The organism is Lutibacter sp. HS1-25 (assembly GCF_004121075.1).
In the GTDB taxonomy this organism is placed as follows: Bacteria; Bacteroidota; Bacteroidia; order Flavobacteriales; family Flavobacteriaceae; genus Lutibacter.
Genome location: NZ_RHLN01000161.1, coordinates 139,258 through 154,763, shown reverse-complemented (window position 1 = coordinate 154,763; position 15,506 = coordinate 139,258). Strand labels below are relative to the sequence as shown.

Annotated in this window: 18 protein-coding genes; 3 read left to right on the top strand and 15 right to left on the bottom strand. The window is 32.0% G+C overall.

Translation table 11 applies throughout. The annotated features are described in order from the left end of the window. Positions 1–70: 70 nt before the first annotated feature. The 3 genes from EC396_RS17500 to EC396_RS17490 all read left to right on the top strand — a co-directional run bounded on the left by EC396_RS17500 (position 71) and on the right by EC396_RS17490 (position 3,056). Entirely contained in the window at positions 71–943 is an 873-nt protein-coding gene (locus EC396_RS17500) for a UDP-2,3-diacylglucosamine diphosphatase (RefSeq protein ID WP_370276547.1), read from the top strand. Next, entirely contained in the window at positions 940–1,953 is a 1,014-nt protein-coding gene (locus tag EC396_RS17495) for a glycosyltransferase family protein (RefSeq protein WP_129368146.1), read from the top strand. Before EC396_RS17500 ends, EC396_RS17495 begins: the two co-directional genes overlap by 4 nt. 110 nt (positions 1,954–2,063) lie before the next feature. Beyond that, positions 2,064–3,056, top strand: coding sequence for a Gfo/Idh/MocA family protein (locus EC396_RS17490; protein WP_129368145.1), 993 nt, complete (start codon positions 2,064–2,066; stop codon positions 3,054–3,056). On the opposite strand, the gene EC396_RS17485 is transcribed toward EC396_RS17490, so the two are convergent. From EC396_RS17485 to EC396_RS17415, 15 genes are all read right to left on the bottom strand, one after another. Beyond that, positions 3,049–3,375, bottom strand: coding sequence for a hypothetical protein (locus EC396_RS17485; RefSeq protein ID WP_129368144.1), 327 nt, complete (start codon positions 3,373–3,375; stop codon positions 3,049–3,051). The genes EC396_RS17490 and EC396_RS17485 overlap by 8 nt on opposite strands. A gap of 6 nt (positions 3,376–3,381) precedes the next feature. Then, positions 3,382–4,809, bottom strand: coding sequence for an NADH-quinone oxidoreductase subunit N (locus EC396_RS17480; RefSeq protein WP_129368143.1), 1,428 nt, complete (start codon positions 4,807–4,809; stop codon positions 3,382–3,384). A gap of 57 nt (positions 4,810–4,866) precedes the next feature. Continuing rightward, the gene (locus EC396_RS17475) at positions 4,867–6,354 is read right to left on the bottom strand and encodes a NuoM family protein (protein WP_129368142.1); all 1,488 of its coding nucleotides are present in this window, start codon (positions 6,352–6,354) and stop codon (positions 4,867–4,869) included. Positions 6,355–6,408: 54 nt separating this feature from the next. Next, positions 6,409–6,765, bottom strand: coding sequence for a four helix bundle protein (locus EC396_RS17470; protein ID WP_129368141.1), 357 nt, complete (start codon positions 6,763–6,765; stop codon positions 6,409–6,411). 46 nt (positions 6,766–6,811) lie between these two features. Further along, positions 6,812–8,731 carry an NADH-quinone oxidoreductase subunit L gene (gene nuoL / locus EC396_RS17465; protein WP_129368140.1) on the bottom strand — a complete coding sequence of 640 codons (1,920 nt, stop codon included), beginning with the start codon at positions 8,729–8,731 and terminating at the stop codon, positions 6,812–6,814. A 51-nt stretch (positions 8,732–8,782) separates the two neighbouring features. Then, entirely contained in the window at positions 8,783–9,163 is a 381-nt protein-coding gene (locus EC396_RS17460; protein WP_129368139.1) for a GxxExxY protein, read from the bottom strand. Between the two features lie 94 nt (positions 9,164–9,257). Continuing rightward, positions 9,258–9,575, bottom strand: a complete 318-nt coding sequence (gene nuoK / locus EC396_RS17455; protein WP_129368138.1) for an NADH-quinone oxidoreductase subunit NuoK — start codon at positions 9,573–9,575, stop codon at positions 9,258–9,260. A gap of 61 nt (positions 9,576–9,636) precedes the next feature. Further along, the gene (locus tag EC396_RS17450; RefSeq protein ID WP_129368137.1) at positions 9,637–10,179 is read right to left on the bottom strand and encodes an NADH-quinone oxidoreductase subunit J; all 543 of its coding nucleotides are present in this window, start codon (positions 10,177–10,179) and stop codon (positions 9,637–9,639) included. Between the two features lie 4 nt (positions 10,180–10,183). After that, positions 10,184–10,660: a 4Fe-4S binding protein gene (locus EC396_RS17445; protein ID WP_129368136.1), complete on the bottom strand. Its 477-nt coding sequence runs from the start codon at positions 10,658–10,660 to the stop codon at positions 10,184–10,186. A 5-nt stretch (positions 10,661–10,665) separates the two neighbouring features. Continuing rightward, positions 10,666–11,730: an NADH-quinone oxidoreductase subunit NuoH gene (gene nuoH / locus EC396_RS17440; protein ID WP_129368135.1), complete on the bottom strand. Its 1,065-nt coding sequence runs from the start codon at positions 11,728–11,730 to the stop codon at positions 10,666–10,668. 84 nt (positions 11,731–11,814) lie between these two features. After that, positions 11,815–12,936 (bottom strand): NADH-quinone oxidoreductase subunit D, encoded by a 1,122-nt coding sequence (locus tag EC396_RS17435; RefSeq protein WP_129368134.1) that lies wholly within the window; start codon positions 12,934–12,936, stop codon positions 11,815–11,817. 2 nt (positions 12,937–12,938) lie between these two features. Beyond that, positions 12,939–13,400 carry an NADH-quinone oxidoreductase subunit C gene (locus tag EC396_RS17430; protein ID WP_129368133.1) on the bottom strand — a complete coding sequence of 154 codons (462 nt, stop codon included), beginning with the start codon at positions 13,398–13,400 and terminating at the stop codon, positions 12,939–12,941. 8 nt (positions 13,401–13,408) lie between these two features. After that, positions 13,409–14,005, bottom strand: coding sequence for an NADH-quinone oxidoreductase subunit B (locus EC396_RS17425; protein WP_240665777.1), 597 nt, complete (start codon positions 14,003–14,005; stop codon positions 13,409–13,411). Beyond that, entirely contained in the window at positions 13,996–14,346 is a 351-nt protein-coding gene (locus EC396_RS17420) for an NADH-quinone oxidoreductase subunit A (RefSeq protein WP_129368132.1), read from the bottom strand. Before EC396_RS17420 ends, EC396_RS17425 begins: the two co-directional genes overlap by 10 nt. 146 nt (positions 14,347–14,492) lie before the next feature. Then, entirely contained in the window at positions 14,493–15,506 is a 1,014-nt protein-coding gene (locus EC396_RS17415) for a 2-oxoacid:ferredoxin oxidoreductase subunit beta (protein WP_129368131.1), read from the bottom strand.

Genomic DNA, 15,506 nt, shown 5'->3' with positions numbered 1-15,506 from the left:
AATATTTTCAAAACTTTTAAATAACAACAGTTTTTTTAATTGCCTACTATTAACAATTTAATTTATAGCTGTGGCAGTTCAAAAAAAGAAACGAAAATTAGATGTTGTTGTAATTTCTGATGTTCATTTAGGTACCTATGGTTGTCATGCCAAAGAATTACTTTCATATTTAAAAAGTATCAATCCTTCTATCGTTATTTTAAACGGTGATATTTTTGATATTTGGCAATTTAGCAAACGCTATTGGCCAAAATCGCATATGAAAATTATCAAATATATTATTGGATGGATTTCTGAAGGGAAAGAAGTTTATTATATCACAGGAAATCACGATGAACTATTGCGAAAGTTTGTCGATTTTAAAATGAACAACTTTACCATAAAAAATAAGTTGGTTTTAAATCTGGATGGAAAAAAAGCTTGGTTTTTTCATGGCGATGTATTTGATGTAACTATGAAACATTCTAAATGGCTTGCAAAATTGGGCGCAGTAGGTTACGATACCCTTATTTTAATTAATAAAGCAGTTAATACAATGATGCATTTTTTTGGAAAAGGCAAAATATCCTTGTCTAAAAAAATCAAAGACAGCGTTAAATCTGCGGTTAAATTTGCCAATAATTTTGAAGATACGGTTGCCAATATTGCCATAGAAAATAAGTACGATTTTGTAGTATGCGGACACATTCACCAACCAATTATTAAAGAAATGGAAACCAATAAAGGGACAGTTTTTTATTTAAATTCGGGCGATTGGGTTGAAAATTTAACAGCGTTAGAATATAAAAATAAACAATGGACTTTGTTTAAATATGTGGCTGAAGATTTTAAAGATGAAGAAAATGAAATTGTTGGTAAAGCCGATATTATGGATCAAACTACCAAAGAAATTTTTGGCGCGCTAGTGGCCGATTTTAATTTTAATTTAATTACAAATAAGTGAAAATACTTTACGCAATTCAAGGAACAGGAAATGGACATTTAAGTAGGGCTAAAGAAATTTTACCAGCATTGTTAAATAGAGCTGCACAAGTAGATATTTTAGTAAGTGGCACACAGGCTGAAGTGGTTTTGCCTTACCATATAAATTACAAATACAAAGGTCTTGGTTTTTATTTTGGAAAAAATGGAGGTGTTGATATTTTTAAAACCTTAAAAAACAACAACCTGTTTCGTGTTTTTAAAGAAATATACAATTGTCCGGTTTCAGAGTACGATTTGGTAATTAATGATTTTGAACCAATTACAGCTTGGGCTTGTTCTTTAAAAGGCGTAAAATGTATTTCGTTAAGTCATCAAGGTGCGTTGTATATGAAAAATGTGCCTAAACCAGCTCACTTTGATATTATTGGCCGTTTTTTTATTAAAAACTACGCCAGTAGTAAGTTAAAATATGGTTTTCATTTTAAAAAATACAACGAAAATATTTATACACCCATTATAAGAAGCGATATTCGTGCTATAAAAAGATCAGAAAAAGACCATTATACGGTTTATTTACCATCATATTCTGATGAAAAGTTGATAGACGTACTTTCAAAAATAAAAGACGTAAAATGGAAAGTTTTTTCAAAGCAAGCCAAAAAGTATTATCAAAAAAAGAATGTTTATATAAGACCTATTGATAGTAAAAAGTTTGAAAAAAGCTTGGCTTCGTGTAAAGGTATTTTATGTGGTGCAGGTTTTGAAACGCCTGCTGAAGCCATCTATTTAAAGAAAAAGTTAATGGTAATTCCAATGAAAAATCAATATGAACAACATTTTAATGCAAAGGCATTGGAAGAAATTGGGGTACCAGTGCTTAAATCGTTAAAGAAAAAACACATTTCTATTATCCAAAATTGGATTGCAAATGGTGAAAAAGTTTTGTTAGATTTTCCTGATGAAACGCAACAAATAATAGATCAGATCTTATACGATTTCATTGTTGAAGAAGTTTTTATACTGAATTAGGTTTTTTTTATAAATAAATTTTAACTTCGAATCTTTATTAAATACTTGATTGTTGGGCTAAATCAAGACCATAATTATAAAATTTAACAACAGATTTAAAATTAGAAGCAATGCAAAAAGAAGGTAAAAAATCAAAAGTAATTCGTTGGGGAATTATAGGTTGTGGTGATGTTACAGAAGTTAAAAGCGGACCGCCATATTATACAATTGATGGTTTTGAGCTAAGTGCCGTAATGCGAAGAGATGAAGCTAAAGCAAAAGATTTTGCAGACAGACATGATGTTAAAAAATATTACACCAATGCAGATGATTTGATAAATGACAATGAGGTAGATGCCATTTATATAGCAACACCACCTGATAGTCATAAATATTACGGATTAAAAGTCGCTTTGGCAGGTAAACCTAGTTGTATAGAAAAACCTTTAGCGCCAAATTACAAAGATAGTTTAGAGATTTTTAAAGCTTTTGAGACTGCAAAAACGCCTTTGTTTGTTGCGTATTATCGCAGGTCATTGCCAAGATTTGATCAAGTAAAAAAATGGATTGATGAAGGTCTTATTGGAGAAGTTCGTCATATCAACTGGCATTTAAGCAAACCAGCAAGTGAGCAAGATTTATCTAAAACTTATAATTGGAGAACTGATAAAAATGTTGCCGTAGGTGGTTATTTTGATGATTTAGCCAGTCACGGAATGGATTTGTTTATTTATTATTTAGGAAATATTACAGAAGTAAATGGTATAAGTTTAAATCAGCAAGGTTTGTACACAGCAAAAGATGCAATAACTGCTTGTTGGATTCATGAAAATGGTGTAACTGGTACGGGATGTTGGAATTTTGGCTGTAGTTTAAGTGAAGATAAAGTAACTATTTATGGTAGTTTAGGAACCATAGAATTTGCTGTTTTTAATGAAAAGCCTGTTGTTTTAAATTCGGTTTCAGTAAAAGAAAGTTTGACAATTGAGCATCCTAAAAATGTACAATATTTTCATATTGAAAAAATGAAAGACTTTCTTTTTGAAGGAAAATCACATCCTTCAACAGGAAAAACAGCATTGCACACGGGTTGGGTTCTCGATAAAATTTTAGGAATTAGTTAGCGTAATTCCAATAATGTGGATTGGTATCTTCAGAAACTTGATTCCAATAATCTTGGGTTACTTTGTGACCATCAAATGTTATTAATTTACGTTGAAATACCCATATGGTTGGATTAAAAACCATATCGGTTACTGCTACCGTGTATAATTGTGGATCTTCTTCGTTTTTACGTTTTTCTTCTTCAATAATAACTTCAAAATTGTTATGTTCCAATAATTTTTTTAAAAAGTCTTTGCGACTTTCAGTCGTGTTTTTTTCAACAAAAGTAACGCGAGTTTCACCAATACTTCCAAATGAATGTTTTCCGTCTAATCCCATAATTTCTTAATTTAAAACATTGCTTAATTCATAAATATAATCGTACAATGGGCTATACAATCCCAATACCAAAATGCCAATTACTGTTATTAACAAACCTAAACGCATATACAATTTGTTGTTAAAAGCAGGGATAGGATTGTTGTTGGTTCTAATAAACATAGCTCTTACAACCAATAAATAATAGTATAAAGATATGGTTACGTTGGCAACAGCTAAAAATACCAACAAGTAATATCCTTTGCTAGCGGCAGCTGTAAATAAGAAAAATTTACCAAAAAAACCTGCAACTGGCGGAATTCCAGCCAAAGAAAATAAAGCCAACATCATAACCAAACTTAACATTGGATTGGTGCGGTATAAACCATTATAATCGTCCATATTTTCTTTGCCAGTTTTTAATGAAATAGCCTGAACTACCCCAAAAGCGGCTAAATTTGAGAAAATGTAAATTAGAACAAAATAAACAATAGTTGCAACTCCTAATTGTGTTCCTGTAATTAAACCCAACAAAATAAAACCAGCTTGTGCAATTGATGAAAATGCTAAAAATCGTTTCATATTTTGTTGTCGTAGCGCAAACAAGTTACCAATAAACATAGTTGCCAATGCAATTACATAAACCATGTTTTCCCAAACGTGCATTAAAGGTTTAAAAATGGAGAACATTAAAATCATTAAAACAAAAACGGCAGCTCCTTTTGAAATAACAGATAAATAAGAAGCGATGCTAATTGGAGCACCTTCATAAACATCGGCAGTCCAAAAATGAAATGGAACCAATGAAATTTTAAAAGACAAGCCTGCAAAGAACAAAATAAACCCTAAAATAGTTAAGTTATTTGAAGTAATGTTATCAATAATATCTTGAAAAAATATGGAGCCAGATGTTGCGTATAATAACGAAATACCAAATAACGATACACCTGAAGCCAATGCCGCAGAAAGAATTAATTTGATGCCAGATTCGCTTGAAATGCGTTTGTTTACTTCATAGGCAGCCAATGCTGCAACAGGTAAAGTAGATAATTCTAAACCAATGTAAAACATTAAGAAATCTCCTGCCGAGATCATAAAATACATACCCAATAATGAAGAGAATAGTAAAATAAAGAATTCAGTTCCTCTGTTTTCACCAACTATTTTTTCTTGAATCCAGTCTGCCGATTGCAATAACAAAATAAATACACCAATATTTAAGATGTTTTTAAAGAAATGGATTAAATTATTGGTTTGAAATGATCCTCCAAAAATACTTGATTCTTCAGTAGGTAAAAAGCCTACAGCAGTATGAATTCCAAATAAAAATATAGCCAAATGTACCAAGCTATTTTTTTTGGATTTACTGATGAAAATTTCTCCAATTAGCAATAGCAATGTTATTACTAAAAGTAAAATTTCTTGTCTCATTAATAAAAAACTACTTAAATTCATTTTTATATATATTTAATAATTAACTGTAAAAGTTACAATTTTAAACTTTTAACTTGTTTATAAAACACCTTGTATAAAAGGTTGTAAACTTTCAAAAATCATATTACTTAACCAAAGTGGGGCAACTCCCATTGCTATAATTGGAATTAATAACAAAAATATGCCTGTTTTTTCGTACCAAGTTGCGTCTTCCAATTCTAAATATTCGTTGTTTTTAATTGGTCCCATAAGCATAATTCCAACCACACGTAAAATGTAAACAGCAGTAACAACAATTGCAGAAACTGAAATAATGGTTGCAACCCTGTAGAACAATCCTGGATTTTCAAAAGCACCAACAAAAATGTTCATTTCAGCAACAAATCCGCTGAATCCTGGTAAGCCTAATGAAGCCAAACCAGCAATTACATAAATTACAGATATAAAAGGAATCACCTTTAGTAAACCACCTAATTTGGTAATATCTCTTGTATGTGTTCTGCCATAAATCATTCCAATTAAGGCGAAGAATAAGGCAGTCATAAATCCGTGAGAAAGTGATTGCATAATGGCGCCATTCCAAGCAGTTTTATTCAACATTAACAAAGCAAATAATACCATTCCTAAATGACTTACAGATGAATATGCGTTTATGTATTTTAAATCGGTTTGTTTTAAAGCGCCAAAAGCGCCGTAAATTACACCAGTTGCGGCTAAAATAATAAAGAACCAATCCCAATGCATTGCGCCCAAAGGCAATAAAAACATAGCAACTCTAAATACCCCATAACCTCCTAATTTCATTAAAACGCCAGCGTGTAACATTGAAACAGCTGTTGGAGCAGAAGCGTGACCATCAGGTGACCAAGTATGAAATGGGAACAAAGCACCTAATACGGCAAAGCCAATAAATGTTAAAGGAAAAAATAATTTTTGTGCTTCAAAAGGAATATTTACCTGAGCAATTTCTAAAATATTGAAAGTTAAAGCGCCACCATCTGCATTTGAGTTGAAATAAATTCCCAAAACACCAACCAATAAAACTGCAGAAGCTCCCATTAACATTAAAGTCAATTTCATGGCTGAATATTCTTTTGGCCCAGATCCCCAAATACCTATTAACAAGTACATTGGAATTACAGCTATTTCGTAAAAAACGAACATTGTAAACAAATCTATTGAAATAAAGAATCCGTAAACCCCAGTTGAAAGTACCAATAATGAGATGAAAAATTCTTTAGGTAAGTCGCTTATTTTCCAAGAAATAAAAACGCCTGCCAAAACAACAATTGCTGTTAGCAATAAAAGTGCAACTGAAATTCCGTCTACACCAATAGCATAATGAATGTTGAAGTTTTTAAACCAAACAACATCTTTGGTAAAAACCATAATATTGGTATTAACAGCCCTTTCTTTAAAATAAGCAAAAACTAAATTAATTGCCATTCCTAGTTGAATAATACTACCAACCATAGAAACTATACGTGCCTGTTTTAAATCTTTGGTAAAAACCAAGGCCAATATAGTTAAGACAGGTACAACGACAAAAAGTGATAAAATATCCATAATAATTTAATATAAATTAAATTTAAATTCCAAAATTCAAATTCCAAAAAACAATCATTTTGATTTTTCAATAATTGCTGAAAAAATCTTTTTTAATTCTATTGATTCTTGAATTAATTTTTCAGCTTTATCGGTTTTTTGAAACTTATTTGTTTCATTTATTAATCGAAGCCAGTAAATACTTTCTTTGGCTTCTTTTCTACTCAATTTCACTCTGTATACAAAGTCTTTTTTACTTAATGACTCGTTTGCTTCAATATAGTTAGCGCCAATAGAACCTGAAGAGCGTACAACTTGTTTTGCATCTTCAAAGTTTGCGATTGTTTTATCTAATTCTTTTATAAATACCCTAACTTCTTTTGCAAATTGAAATGTTCTTTCTTCTAAATCATATATTGAATTTTTTTTCATTGAGATTTATTTGATATTTGTTTATTGGGTTTTGTTATTTCGGAAATTAATTAGTCCACAAATAAATAAATACCATTGCTAAAACCACTACACCAGCAATAAATCCAAAGGCATAATCTTGTACTTTACCAGATTGTATTCCTTTGATTTTATTGGCGATTATAACCGTTTTATTACCAATTCCTTCCATCGTTCCATCAACATATTTCTTATCAAATAAGGCAATTGGCCAGGCAATTCGTTTGAAAATTATTTTTTTGGTAACAAACATGTAAATTTCATCAAAGTAAAATTTGTTATTTGCCCATATATAAATAGGTCCAAATGCATTTGCAAATCTGTCAGCCAAATTGTTTTCTTTTTTGTAGAAAATGTAAGCCAAACCAATTCCTGTTAATCCAACAACTGTTGCTATAATAGCTAAAGGAATATTTAGATGTGCTTCAAAGCCGGCTTTATCTGGAGTAATGTATTCACTAAAATGAATAAACCCTGAAAAAATGCTTATAAAAGCCAAAACTAGCAATGGAAATGTCATAGAAATTGGTGATTCATGTGGTGTGTGTTTGTATTGTGTATCTTTTCCCCAGAAAATTCCAAAATACAATCTAAACATATAAAAGGCAGTTAAACCGGCAACAAATACACCAACGCCATAAATTAATTTATTGTGTTCAAAAGCAGCAACTAAAATCTCATCTTTACTCCAAAATCCTGATAAAGGAAAAACTCCAGAAATGGCCAAAGCTGCAATTAAAAAAGTAATGTTTGTTATTGGCATATACTTGCGCAAACCACCCATATCTTGTAAATAATTACTGTGAACTGCGTGAATTACAGAGCCTGCTCCTAAGAACAATAAGGCTTTAAACATAGCATGTGTAAACAAATGAAACATAGAAGCCATATAACCAACACCTTCGTGACCATTGTATCCAGAAACACCTAAAGCCAGCATCATATATCCCAATTGTGACATAGTTGAGAATGCTAAAACTCGTTTTATATCGGTTTGAGTAATTGCAATAATAGCGGCAAACAGTGATGAAAAAGCGCCAACATAAGCAACAATATTTAAGGCAAAACCATCTTCAACAAAATAATACATTGGAAAAAGGCGTGCTACCAAATAAACACCTGCAACAACCATAGTTGCAGCGTGAATTAATGCTGAAACTGGTGTTGGGCCTTCCATGGCATCGGGTAACCAAATATGTAAAGGAAACATAGCCGATTTTCCTGCACCTCCCATAAAAATTAAAATCAATGCCCAAGTAAGTACAGATAAGCCCATAAATGATGTTGATGCCCAACTTAAAATGGCATTTCCTTCAGGATTGTTTAATGTTTCAAAATCGTAGGTGCCAGTATAATAGCCAATTATTAAGATTCCGATTAAAAAACCTAAATCGGCAAAACGCGTAACTATAAATGCTTTTTTTGCAGCAGCTACTGCTGAATTTTTTGTGTAGTAATAGCCAATTAATAAATAAGACGAAACACCAACCAATTCCCAAAAAATATAAATCTGAAATAAATTTGTTGCCAATACCAGTCCAAACATTGAAAAAGAGAAAAGTCCTAAATAGGCAAAAAACTTGGTGTAACCAGGGTCTCCTTTCATATAGCCTCGACTGTAAATATGCACCATTAAAGAGATTGTTGAAACTACAAGTAACATCATTACTGAAATTGGATCAATAAAAATACCCATATCAATTGCAAGGGTATCAGTAAAATTCATCCAGGTAGTTTTTTCAACAAATGTTTGGTAAACGCCATCAACTTTTCCTGCTACAAAAAAGTATTGATAGGCAGTATAAAATGATAAAGCTGCAGAGGCCGATAAACCTGCAACACCAATATACCCAGAAACTGCTGGTTTGATTTTTCGATTAAAAATTCCAAGCAATAAAAATACTGCTAGCGGAATTAAGGGGATTAATAAAACATAGTTAATGTTCATAGTATTGGTTTTAATTTTTTACCACAAAGTTCACAAAGTTAAACACAGAGTTTACAGAGTGCCATTTATAATTCTTTTTATGCCTTGTTTTAATAAGATTACGTTGAAATTAATCAACAAACCCAATTTATAATTACCTAATTTCATATATGTTAGTGTTTGAGCCATATGAACATCATTCAATGAATCAACACTTTTTAATTCAATAACAACTTTATTTTCAACAAGTAAGTCTATTCTGTAGCCACATTCTAATTTTACATTTTCATAAATAATTGGCATTGGTTTTTCTTTTTCAACCCTTAAACCTTCTTTTTTAAGTTTATAATAAAGACACTCTTGGTATGCACTTTCTAATAAGCCAGCACCTAAATTCTTATGAACATCAATGGCGCAACCAATAATTTTTGTTGCAATATCATTTTCTATCATGCTCAGTGTTCTTTGTGTAATCTTCGTGTTTTCTGTGGTTAATAAATGCTAACTATTGTTCTTTAAATTTTCCCCAACTTTAATTATTTCAAAATTAATACTTCATAATTTCAGTGTCCTTAACTTCTACTGAAGCAATTTGTCGATATAAATTAATTATTATTGAAACCGCCAATGCAGTTTCTGCAGCAGCCACAGCAATAATAAAAATTGAGAAGAAAACACCCTGTAACATTTCTGGATATAAATATTTATTTATAACAACAAAGTTTACAACTGATGCATTCAAAATCAATTCAATAGACATTAAAATTGAAATCAAGTTTTTTCGTGTAATAAAACCGTAAACACCAATAAAAAACAGGATAGAGGTAACGGTTAAAATTTCGTATATGCTAATTCCGGCTATCATTTTTCTGAAGTTTTAAGTTTTGAGTTTGAAGTTGCAAGTTCATGTTTTTTCATACTCGGAATTAATTTTTTAAATTACTATTGTCTTTTGCCTTGTTGCCAAAATTTGTTTTTCCACCTTTTGCAATCACAATAGCCCCAATCATAGAAGCTAATAGTAAAATACTTATTACTTCAAAAGGTAAAATAAATCCGCCAGTTTCGTAACTCAACAACCCAAATCCAATATCTTCAGTAGTTGTTGTAACTGAATTTTCAACAACATTAAAAGGATGTGAATAAATGGTAGTTAAAAACACAGCTAAACCTACTAAACAAGCCAAACCAACTAAAATTTGTTTCGATTTTTTTGCGACTTCTAGTTCCATTTCGATATGATGTATCAATACAACTGAGAATATAATTAATACAATAATTCCGCCTGCATATACCGTTAATTGTATTGCTGCTAAGAAATTATAATCTATTAAAAAGTAAATTCCTGCAATTCCACAAAGTGTAAATAACAGGTAAATAACAGATCGAAGCATTTTTTTGCTTGTTACTGATGCAATTGCAAAAACAATTATAATCAGTGCCAATATGTAAAATATATATCTTTCCATATTTTTAATCTTCTACACCAGGCATTAATTTAGAACCTGGTTGGTTTAAAACTTTAGTTAATGCAGATCTGTTATATACAGAGTTTTCATAGTTTTGAGCCCATAAAATTGCATCGGTAGGGCAGGCTTCAATACACAAACCACACATAGTACACATACCTAAATGGTAGATGTGCTTGTCAATCATTTTTTTCTTTTTCCCTGTTTCAGGGTCAACTTGTCGATCCCAAATAATTTCAATAGAACCATTTGGACAAGCCAATTCACATTTTTGACAACCTGTACAACGGTGTTCGTTAATTTCATTATGCGGCATTACTACTTCACCTCTAAAACGATCAAACATTTTTAAAGTGTCTCTGTTGTCTGGATATTGTTGTGTAATAGCTCCTTTGTGCGAGGTCATAAAATACTTTCCGGTAACACTCATACCGGTTAGTAATGTTTTTATTCCTTTAAATATATCTCCAAAATAACTCATAATTTCTAAAATTGTATTGTTAGGTTTAACCAAACAATTAGCGCCATTAATATGATATTTAATAAGTTTAGTGGAAGTAAATATTTCCATTCTAAAGTTAAAAGCTGATCAACTCTTAATCTTGGAAATGTCCATCTAAACCACATCATTAAAAATACCAAGGTCATTGTTTTTGCTAAAAACCAAAAAACACCCAACCACGGAATGCTGTCTGTTATGCCAAAAGGCGATAGCCAACCGCCAAAAAATACGGTGGCTGCAATTGCGGCAATAATAAACATGTTGATAAATTCAGCCAAAAAGAAATATGCGAACTTCATACCCGAATATTCTGTATGAAAACCAGCTCCCAATTCACTTTCGGCTTCAACCATATCAAAAGGTGCGCGGTTTGTTTCAGCGGTTCCGGCAATCATATAAATCATAAACGCAAAAATTGCAGGGATATGTCCCTGAACAATTAACCAGCCATTTTTTTGAACTTCAACTATTTCAGATAATTGTAAAGAACCAGTAATTAAAACCATAGTTAACAACGAAAGACCAACAGATATTTCATAACTAATGGTTTGTACACCGCTTCGCATTGCACCAATCAAAGCAAATTTGTTATTACTTGCCCAACCACCTAGTAAAATTCCAATTACACCTATTGATGAAATAGCAATTAAAAAGAAAAGTCCGATATTAATGTCAAATGCTTGAAAATTTTGTGTGAATGGAAAAACGGAAAGTGCCATTAATGAAGAAACGATGACGAAATATGGTGCTAAATTGTATAAAAATTTATCAGCTTTTACGGTACCTGTTAATTCTTTTGAAACCAGTTTTAAAGCATCGGCCATGGTTTGTAATAAACCCCAAGGTCCAACTCGATTTGGTCCAAGTCTTAATTGAAACCAAGCAGCTACTTTTCGTTCTATCAAAACCAAAAACAAACCAGCTACAGAAAAAATGGCTAAATAGATTAAGGCAATTATTACCATTGCTCCAATATTGGCAGTGCTTTCTGGTAAAAATCCTGAAAGCAATTCAGTAAAGGTTTTTGTGATATTTAATGATATGTTCATTTATTTTTGTTTGATGTCTGTTGATTGCTATTGATTAAAAAAATAGACATTTTTCATGATTAACGCTTCAGTATTCATTACCCATTATCTGTCTATATCTGGAATTACAAGGTCTAAGGTTGCCATTGTTGCTACCAAATCTCCAATTTTACCTCCAACAGCTATATGATTTAGCAGGGATAAATTTGAAAAACCTGGTGAGCGAAATTTTAAGCGATAAGGATTTTTAGTTCCTGTGCTTACAATGTACACACCTAATTCGCCACGAGCCGTTTCAACTTTTTGATAAAATTCTCCTTTTGGTAATTTTATCACAGCATTTGTTGCGGTTTGATAATCACCTTCAGGAATATTATCAATTAGTTGCTCAATAATTGCCATAGATTCCCACATTTCCTGAATTCGAACTTGATAACGTGCAAAACTATCACCGTCGGTTTTTAAAGATTCATTGAATGTTACTTTATCTAAAGCACTATACGGATGGTATTTTCTAACATCACAAGAATAGCCAGAACCACGTCCAACAGGTCCAGAAGCGCCATAAGAAATGGCATCTTCTTTTGTTAAAATTCCGACACCTTTCATACGTTTTTGAAAAATGATATTGCCAGTTAGCAAAGTGTCATATTCTGATAATTTTGTTTTGAAATGTGCTATAAAATCTTTGGTACGCTTTACAAAATTAGGGTGAATATCGAACATCAAACCTCCAGGAAGATTGTAGTTCATAGTTAGTCGAGCACCACAAGTTTCTTCAAAAATATCGTTGATCATTTCGCGGTCTCTAAAACCGTAAAAATAAGTTGTTAATGCGCCTACATCCATTCCCATTACACCCCACCATAAACAATGTGAAGCAATTCTGGTCAATTCGCCAATAATGGTTCTAATTACTTTTACACGTTCAGGGACTTCTATTTGAAGGGCATTTTCAACAGTTAAACAAACTGCTTCATTGTTAATATGAGACGACAAATAATCCATTCGATCTGTTAAATGAACAATTTGTTGATAGCTGTCTCGTTCACACATTTTTTCGATAGAACGATGAATATAGCCTAAATCAGGTTCAACTTTTTTAATAATTTCACCATCAATGGTTAACAACAAACGTAAAACACCATGTGTTGCAGGGTGTTGAGGTCCCATATTAATGAAATACTCTTCTGATTTTAGATTGCTATTTTTAATAGTTGTATCCATAATTACTTAATAACCATATTAATTTCATCTACATAATCTTTTCTTAGTGGAAATCCTACCCACTCATCAGTTAGAAATAGGCGTTTTAAATTAGGGTGATTATTGAATTTTATTCCGAAGAAATCAAACACTTCGCGTTCATGAAATTCTGCAGTTTTCCAAATATCGCAAACAGAATCAAATGTTGGATTTTCTCGATCTTCAGTTTCGACTTTTACAACTAAAATATGTCTGTGCGTTGTAGATTCTAAATGATAAACAACTCCAAGAGATTTTTCATAATCTACACCACTTAAACAAAATAAATAATCGAATTGAGTTTCGATATTGCTTTTTAGTTGAGACAATAATTGGTGTAATTGTTGCGGTTTTACGGTAATATTTAAGAACTGCGAACCTTCTTCAGTAAATTCCAATTCGGGAATCCAGCTACTTATTAAGTTTTGTAATGCTTCGTTGGTCATAAATTTGGTTATTTACCTTCATCAAATCCATCAATAGGATTGACTTTGTGTTTCATGTTTTCGGTTCTAATTTTATCTTGAAGCATTAACATACCTTCTAGTAAGGCTTCCGGACGTGGTGGGCAACCAGGTACATAAACATCTACCGGAATTACATGGTCTGCACCTTTTACAACTGAATATGTATTATAAAAAAAAGGTCCTCCAGAAATAGCGCAAGCTCCCATAGCTATTACATATTTTGGTTCTGCCATTTGGTCGTATAAACGACGTAAAACGGGTGCCATTTTATTTACAATGGTTCCGGCAATAATAATTAAATCGGCTTGTCTTGGCGAAGGTCTTGCAACCTCAAAACCAAATCTTGAATAATCGTGGCGTGCCGCCCCAGTTTGCATCATTTCAATAGCACAGCAACTGGTACCAAAATAAAGTGACCAAAGTGAGTTTGATCGACCCCAATTGATAATTTGATCTAATGATGTTACAATTACGTTGGCGCCATTTCCTGCTGGGATTACTTTTCCCGGAAAATCGGCTGGTACTTCAGGAACTTTAAAATTAGGTTCCAGTTCAGTTATAAATCGTTTTTTATCTACTCCCATTTTAATGCTCCTTTTTTCCAAGCGTATAACAAACCTAATCCTAGAATTACTAAAAAGATGATAATTTCAACCAGTGCAACGCTTCCAACATCCTTAAAAACAACTGCCCAAGGAATTAAAAATGCAACTTCAACATCAAAAATTAAAAATAAAATGGCAAATAAATAATACCCAACTTTAAATTGAACCCAAGTTGGGCCAATAGTTGTCATACCACTTTCATAAGGTTCTCTTTTTTGTGAGTTGTCTGATTTTGGTGAAATTAAGTTTGATAAAAAATTGGCACCTGCCACTAAAACAATACCGGCAAGTAGAAATACAATGATGGCTTCTGAACCCATTTTATACGCTTTTTTTATTAGTCTACAAAAATAGTAGATTAATTGAATTATTTAGAATAAAAATGATTTTTGTCATTCTTTAATCAAAATTAACGTTTTTTTTTGATTAAATATTTCTGAAAATCAGTGTTTTTCTGTAATTATTGTTACTTAACTGTATAAGTTTCTCCTGAGAAAAATAAATCGTCGGCTTTTTTAAATTTTGAATTTGCTTTTACTTGTTTTGTAAGAGCGTCTTCTCGTTCTTCTAAAGTAACATCTTCAAAACTTCGTATAATTCCAGTAGCAACAGGGTATTGCAATCTCACTAACATTTGATGTAAAGTTGGATCTTTTTCTTTGGCATCATGAACCAATAAATCTTCTTGCGTTATACCGTTTTCACCAATGGTAACAACTTCTAATTTCAATTTATTAAGTACCAGTCCTTTGTCTCTGTTTTTTCCAAAAATCATTGGTTTTCCGTGCTCTAAAAATATTTGTTTGTCTTCTTTTACATTTTTATCTGTAATATCATTAAAACAACCATCATTAAAAATAACGCAGTTTTGTAAAACTTCAATAAGTGATGTGCCTTTAAATTTATGAGCATCAATCATCATTTGTGTAATGTCTTTTGGAACGTTTCCTGCAATTCTGCCAAAAAAACGTGCGCCAGCTCCAAGAGCTAGTTCACCAGGTGAAAAAGGAGGTTGTGTATTTCCGTAAGGAGATGATTTTGTTTTTTGACCAACCAATGAGGTTGGGGAGAATTGCCCTTTGGTTAATCCGTATATTTCATTATTAAAAAGTACAATGTTTAGATCAATATTTCTTCGCAATACATGGATAAAATGATTACCACCAATAGCCATAGCATCTCCATCACCGGTCATAACCCAAACACTTAAATTTGGATTTGCCAATTTTACACCCGAAGCAATTCCTGGAGCTCTACCATGAATGGTATGCATACCATAAGTATTCATATAATATGGAAAGCGAGAAGAGCATCCAATTCCTGAAATAAATACCACATCTTCTTTTTTTACGCCCATTTCTGGGAGTGCTTTTTGCATAGAACGTAAAATTACGTAATCATCACAACCAGGGCACCAACGCACTTCTTGATCGCTTGCAAAATCTTTAAAGGTATATTTTTGTTCTGTAGTTGCTTCCAT

Excerpts from the sequence above, each read along its gene's own strand:
- EC396_RS17490 (WP_129368145.1), top strand. The coding sequence starts at position 2,064 with ATGCAAAAAGAAGGTAAAAAATCAAAAGTAATTCGTTGGGGAATTATA.
- EC396_RS17485 (WP_129368144.1), bottom strand. The coding sequence starts at position 3,375 with ATGGGATTAGACGGAAAACATTCATTTGGAAGTATTGGTGAAACTCGC.
- EC396_RS17480 (WP_129368143.1), bottom strand. The coding sequence starts at position 4,809 with ATGAATTTAAGTAGTTTTTTATTAATGAGACAAGAAATTTTACTTTTA.
- EC396_RS17475 (WP_129368142.1), bottom strand. The coding sequence starts at position 6,354 with ATGGATATTTTATCACTTTTTGTCGTTGTACCTGTCTTAACTATATTG.
- EC396_RS17470 (WP_129368141.1), bottom strand. The coding sequence starts at position 6,765 with ATGAAAAAAAATTCAATATATGATTTAGAAGAAAGAACATTTCAATTT.
- nuoL (WP_129368140.1), bottom strand. The coding sequence starts at position 8,731 with ATGAACATTAACTATGTTTTATTAATCCCCTTAATTCCGCTAGCAGTA.
- EC396_RS17460 (WP_129368139.1), bottom strand. The coding sequence starts at position 9,163 with ATGATAGAAAATGATATTGCAACAAAAATTATTGGTTGCGCCATTGAT.
- nuoK (WP_129368138.1), bottom strand. The coding sequence starts at position 9,575 with ATGATAGCCGGAATTAGCATATACGAAATTTTAACCGTTACCTCTATC.
- EC396_RS17450 (WP_129368137.1), bottom strand. The coding sequence starts at position 10,179 with ATGGAAAGATATATATTTTACATATTGGCACTGATTATAATTGTTTTT.
- EC396_RS17445 (WP_129368136.1), bottom strand. The coding sequence starts at position 10,660 with ATGAGTTATTTTGGAGATATATTTAAAGGAATAAAAACATTACTAACC.
- nuoH (WP_129368135.1), bottom strand. The coding sequence starts at position 11,730 with ATGAACATATCATTAAATATCACAAAAACCTTTACTGAATTGCTTTCA.
- EC396_RS17435 (WP_129368134.1), bottom strand. The coding sequence starts at position 12,936 with ATGGATACAACTATTAAAAATAGCAATCTAAAATCAGAAGAGTATTTC.
- EC396_RS17430 (WP_129368133.1), bottom strand. The coding sequence starts at position 13,400 with ATGACCAACGAAGCATTACAAAACTTAATAAGTAGCTGGATTCCCGAA.
- EC396_RS17425 (WP_240665777.1), bottom strand. The coding sequence starts at position 14,005 with ATGGGAGTAGATAAAAAACGATTTATAACTGAACTGGAACCTAATTTT.
- EC396_RS17420 (WP_129368132.1), bottom strand. The coding sequence starts at position 14,346 with ATGGGTTCAGAAGCCATCATTGTATTTCTACTTGCCGGTATTGTTTTA.
- EC396_RS17415 (WP_129368131.1), bottom strand. The coding sequence starts at position 15,506 with ATGGAAGCAACTACAGAACAAAAATATACCTTTAAAGATTTTGCAAGC.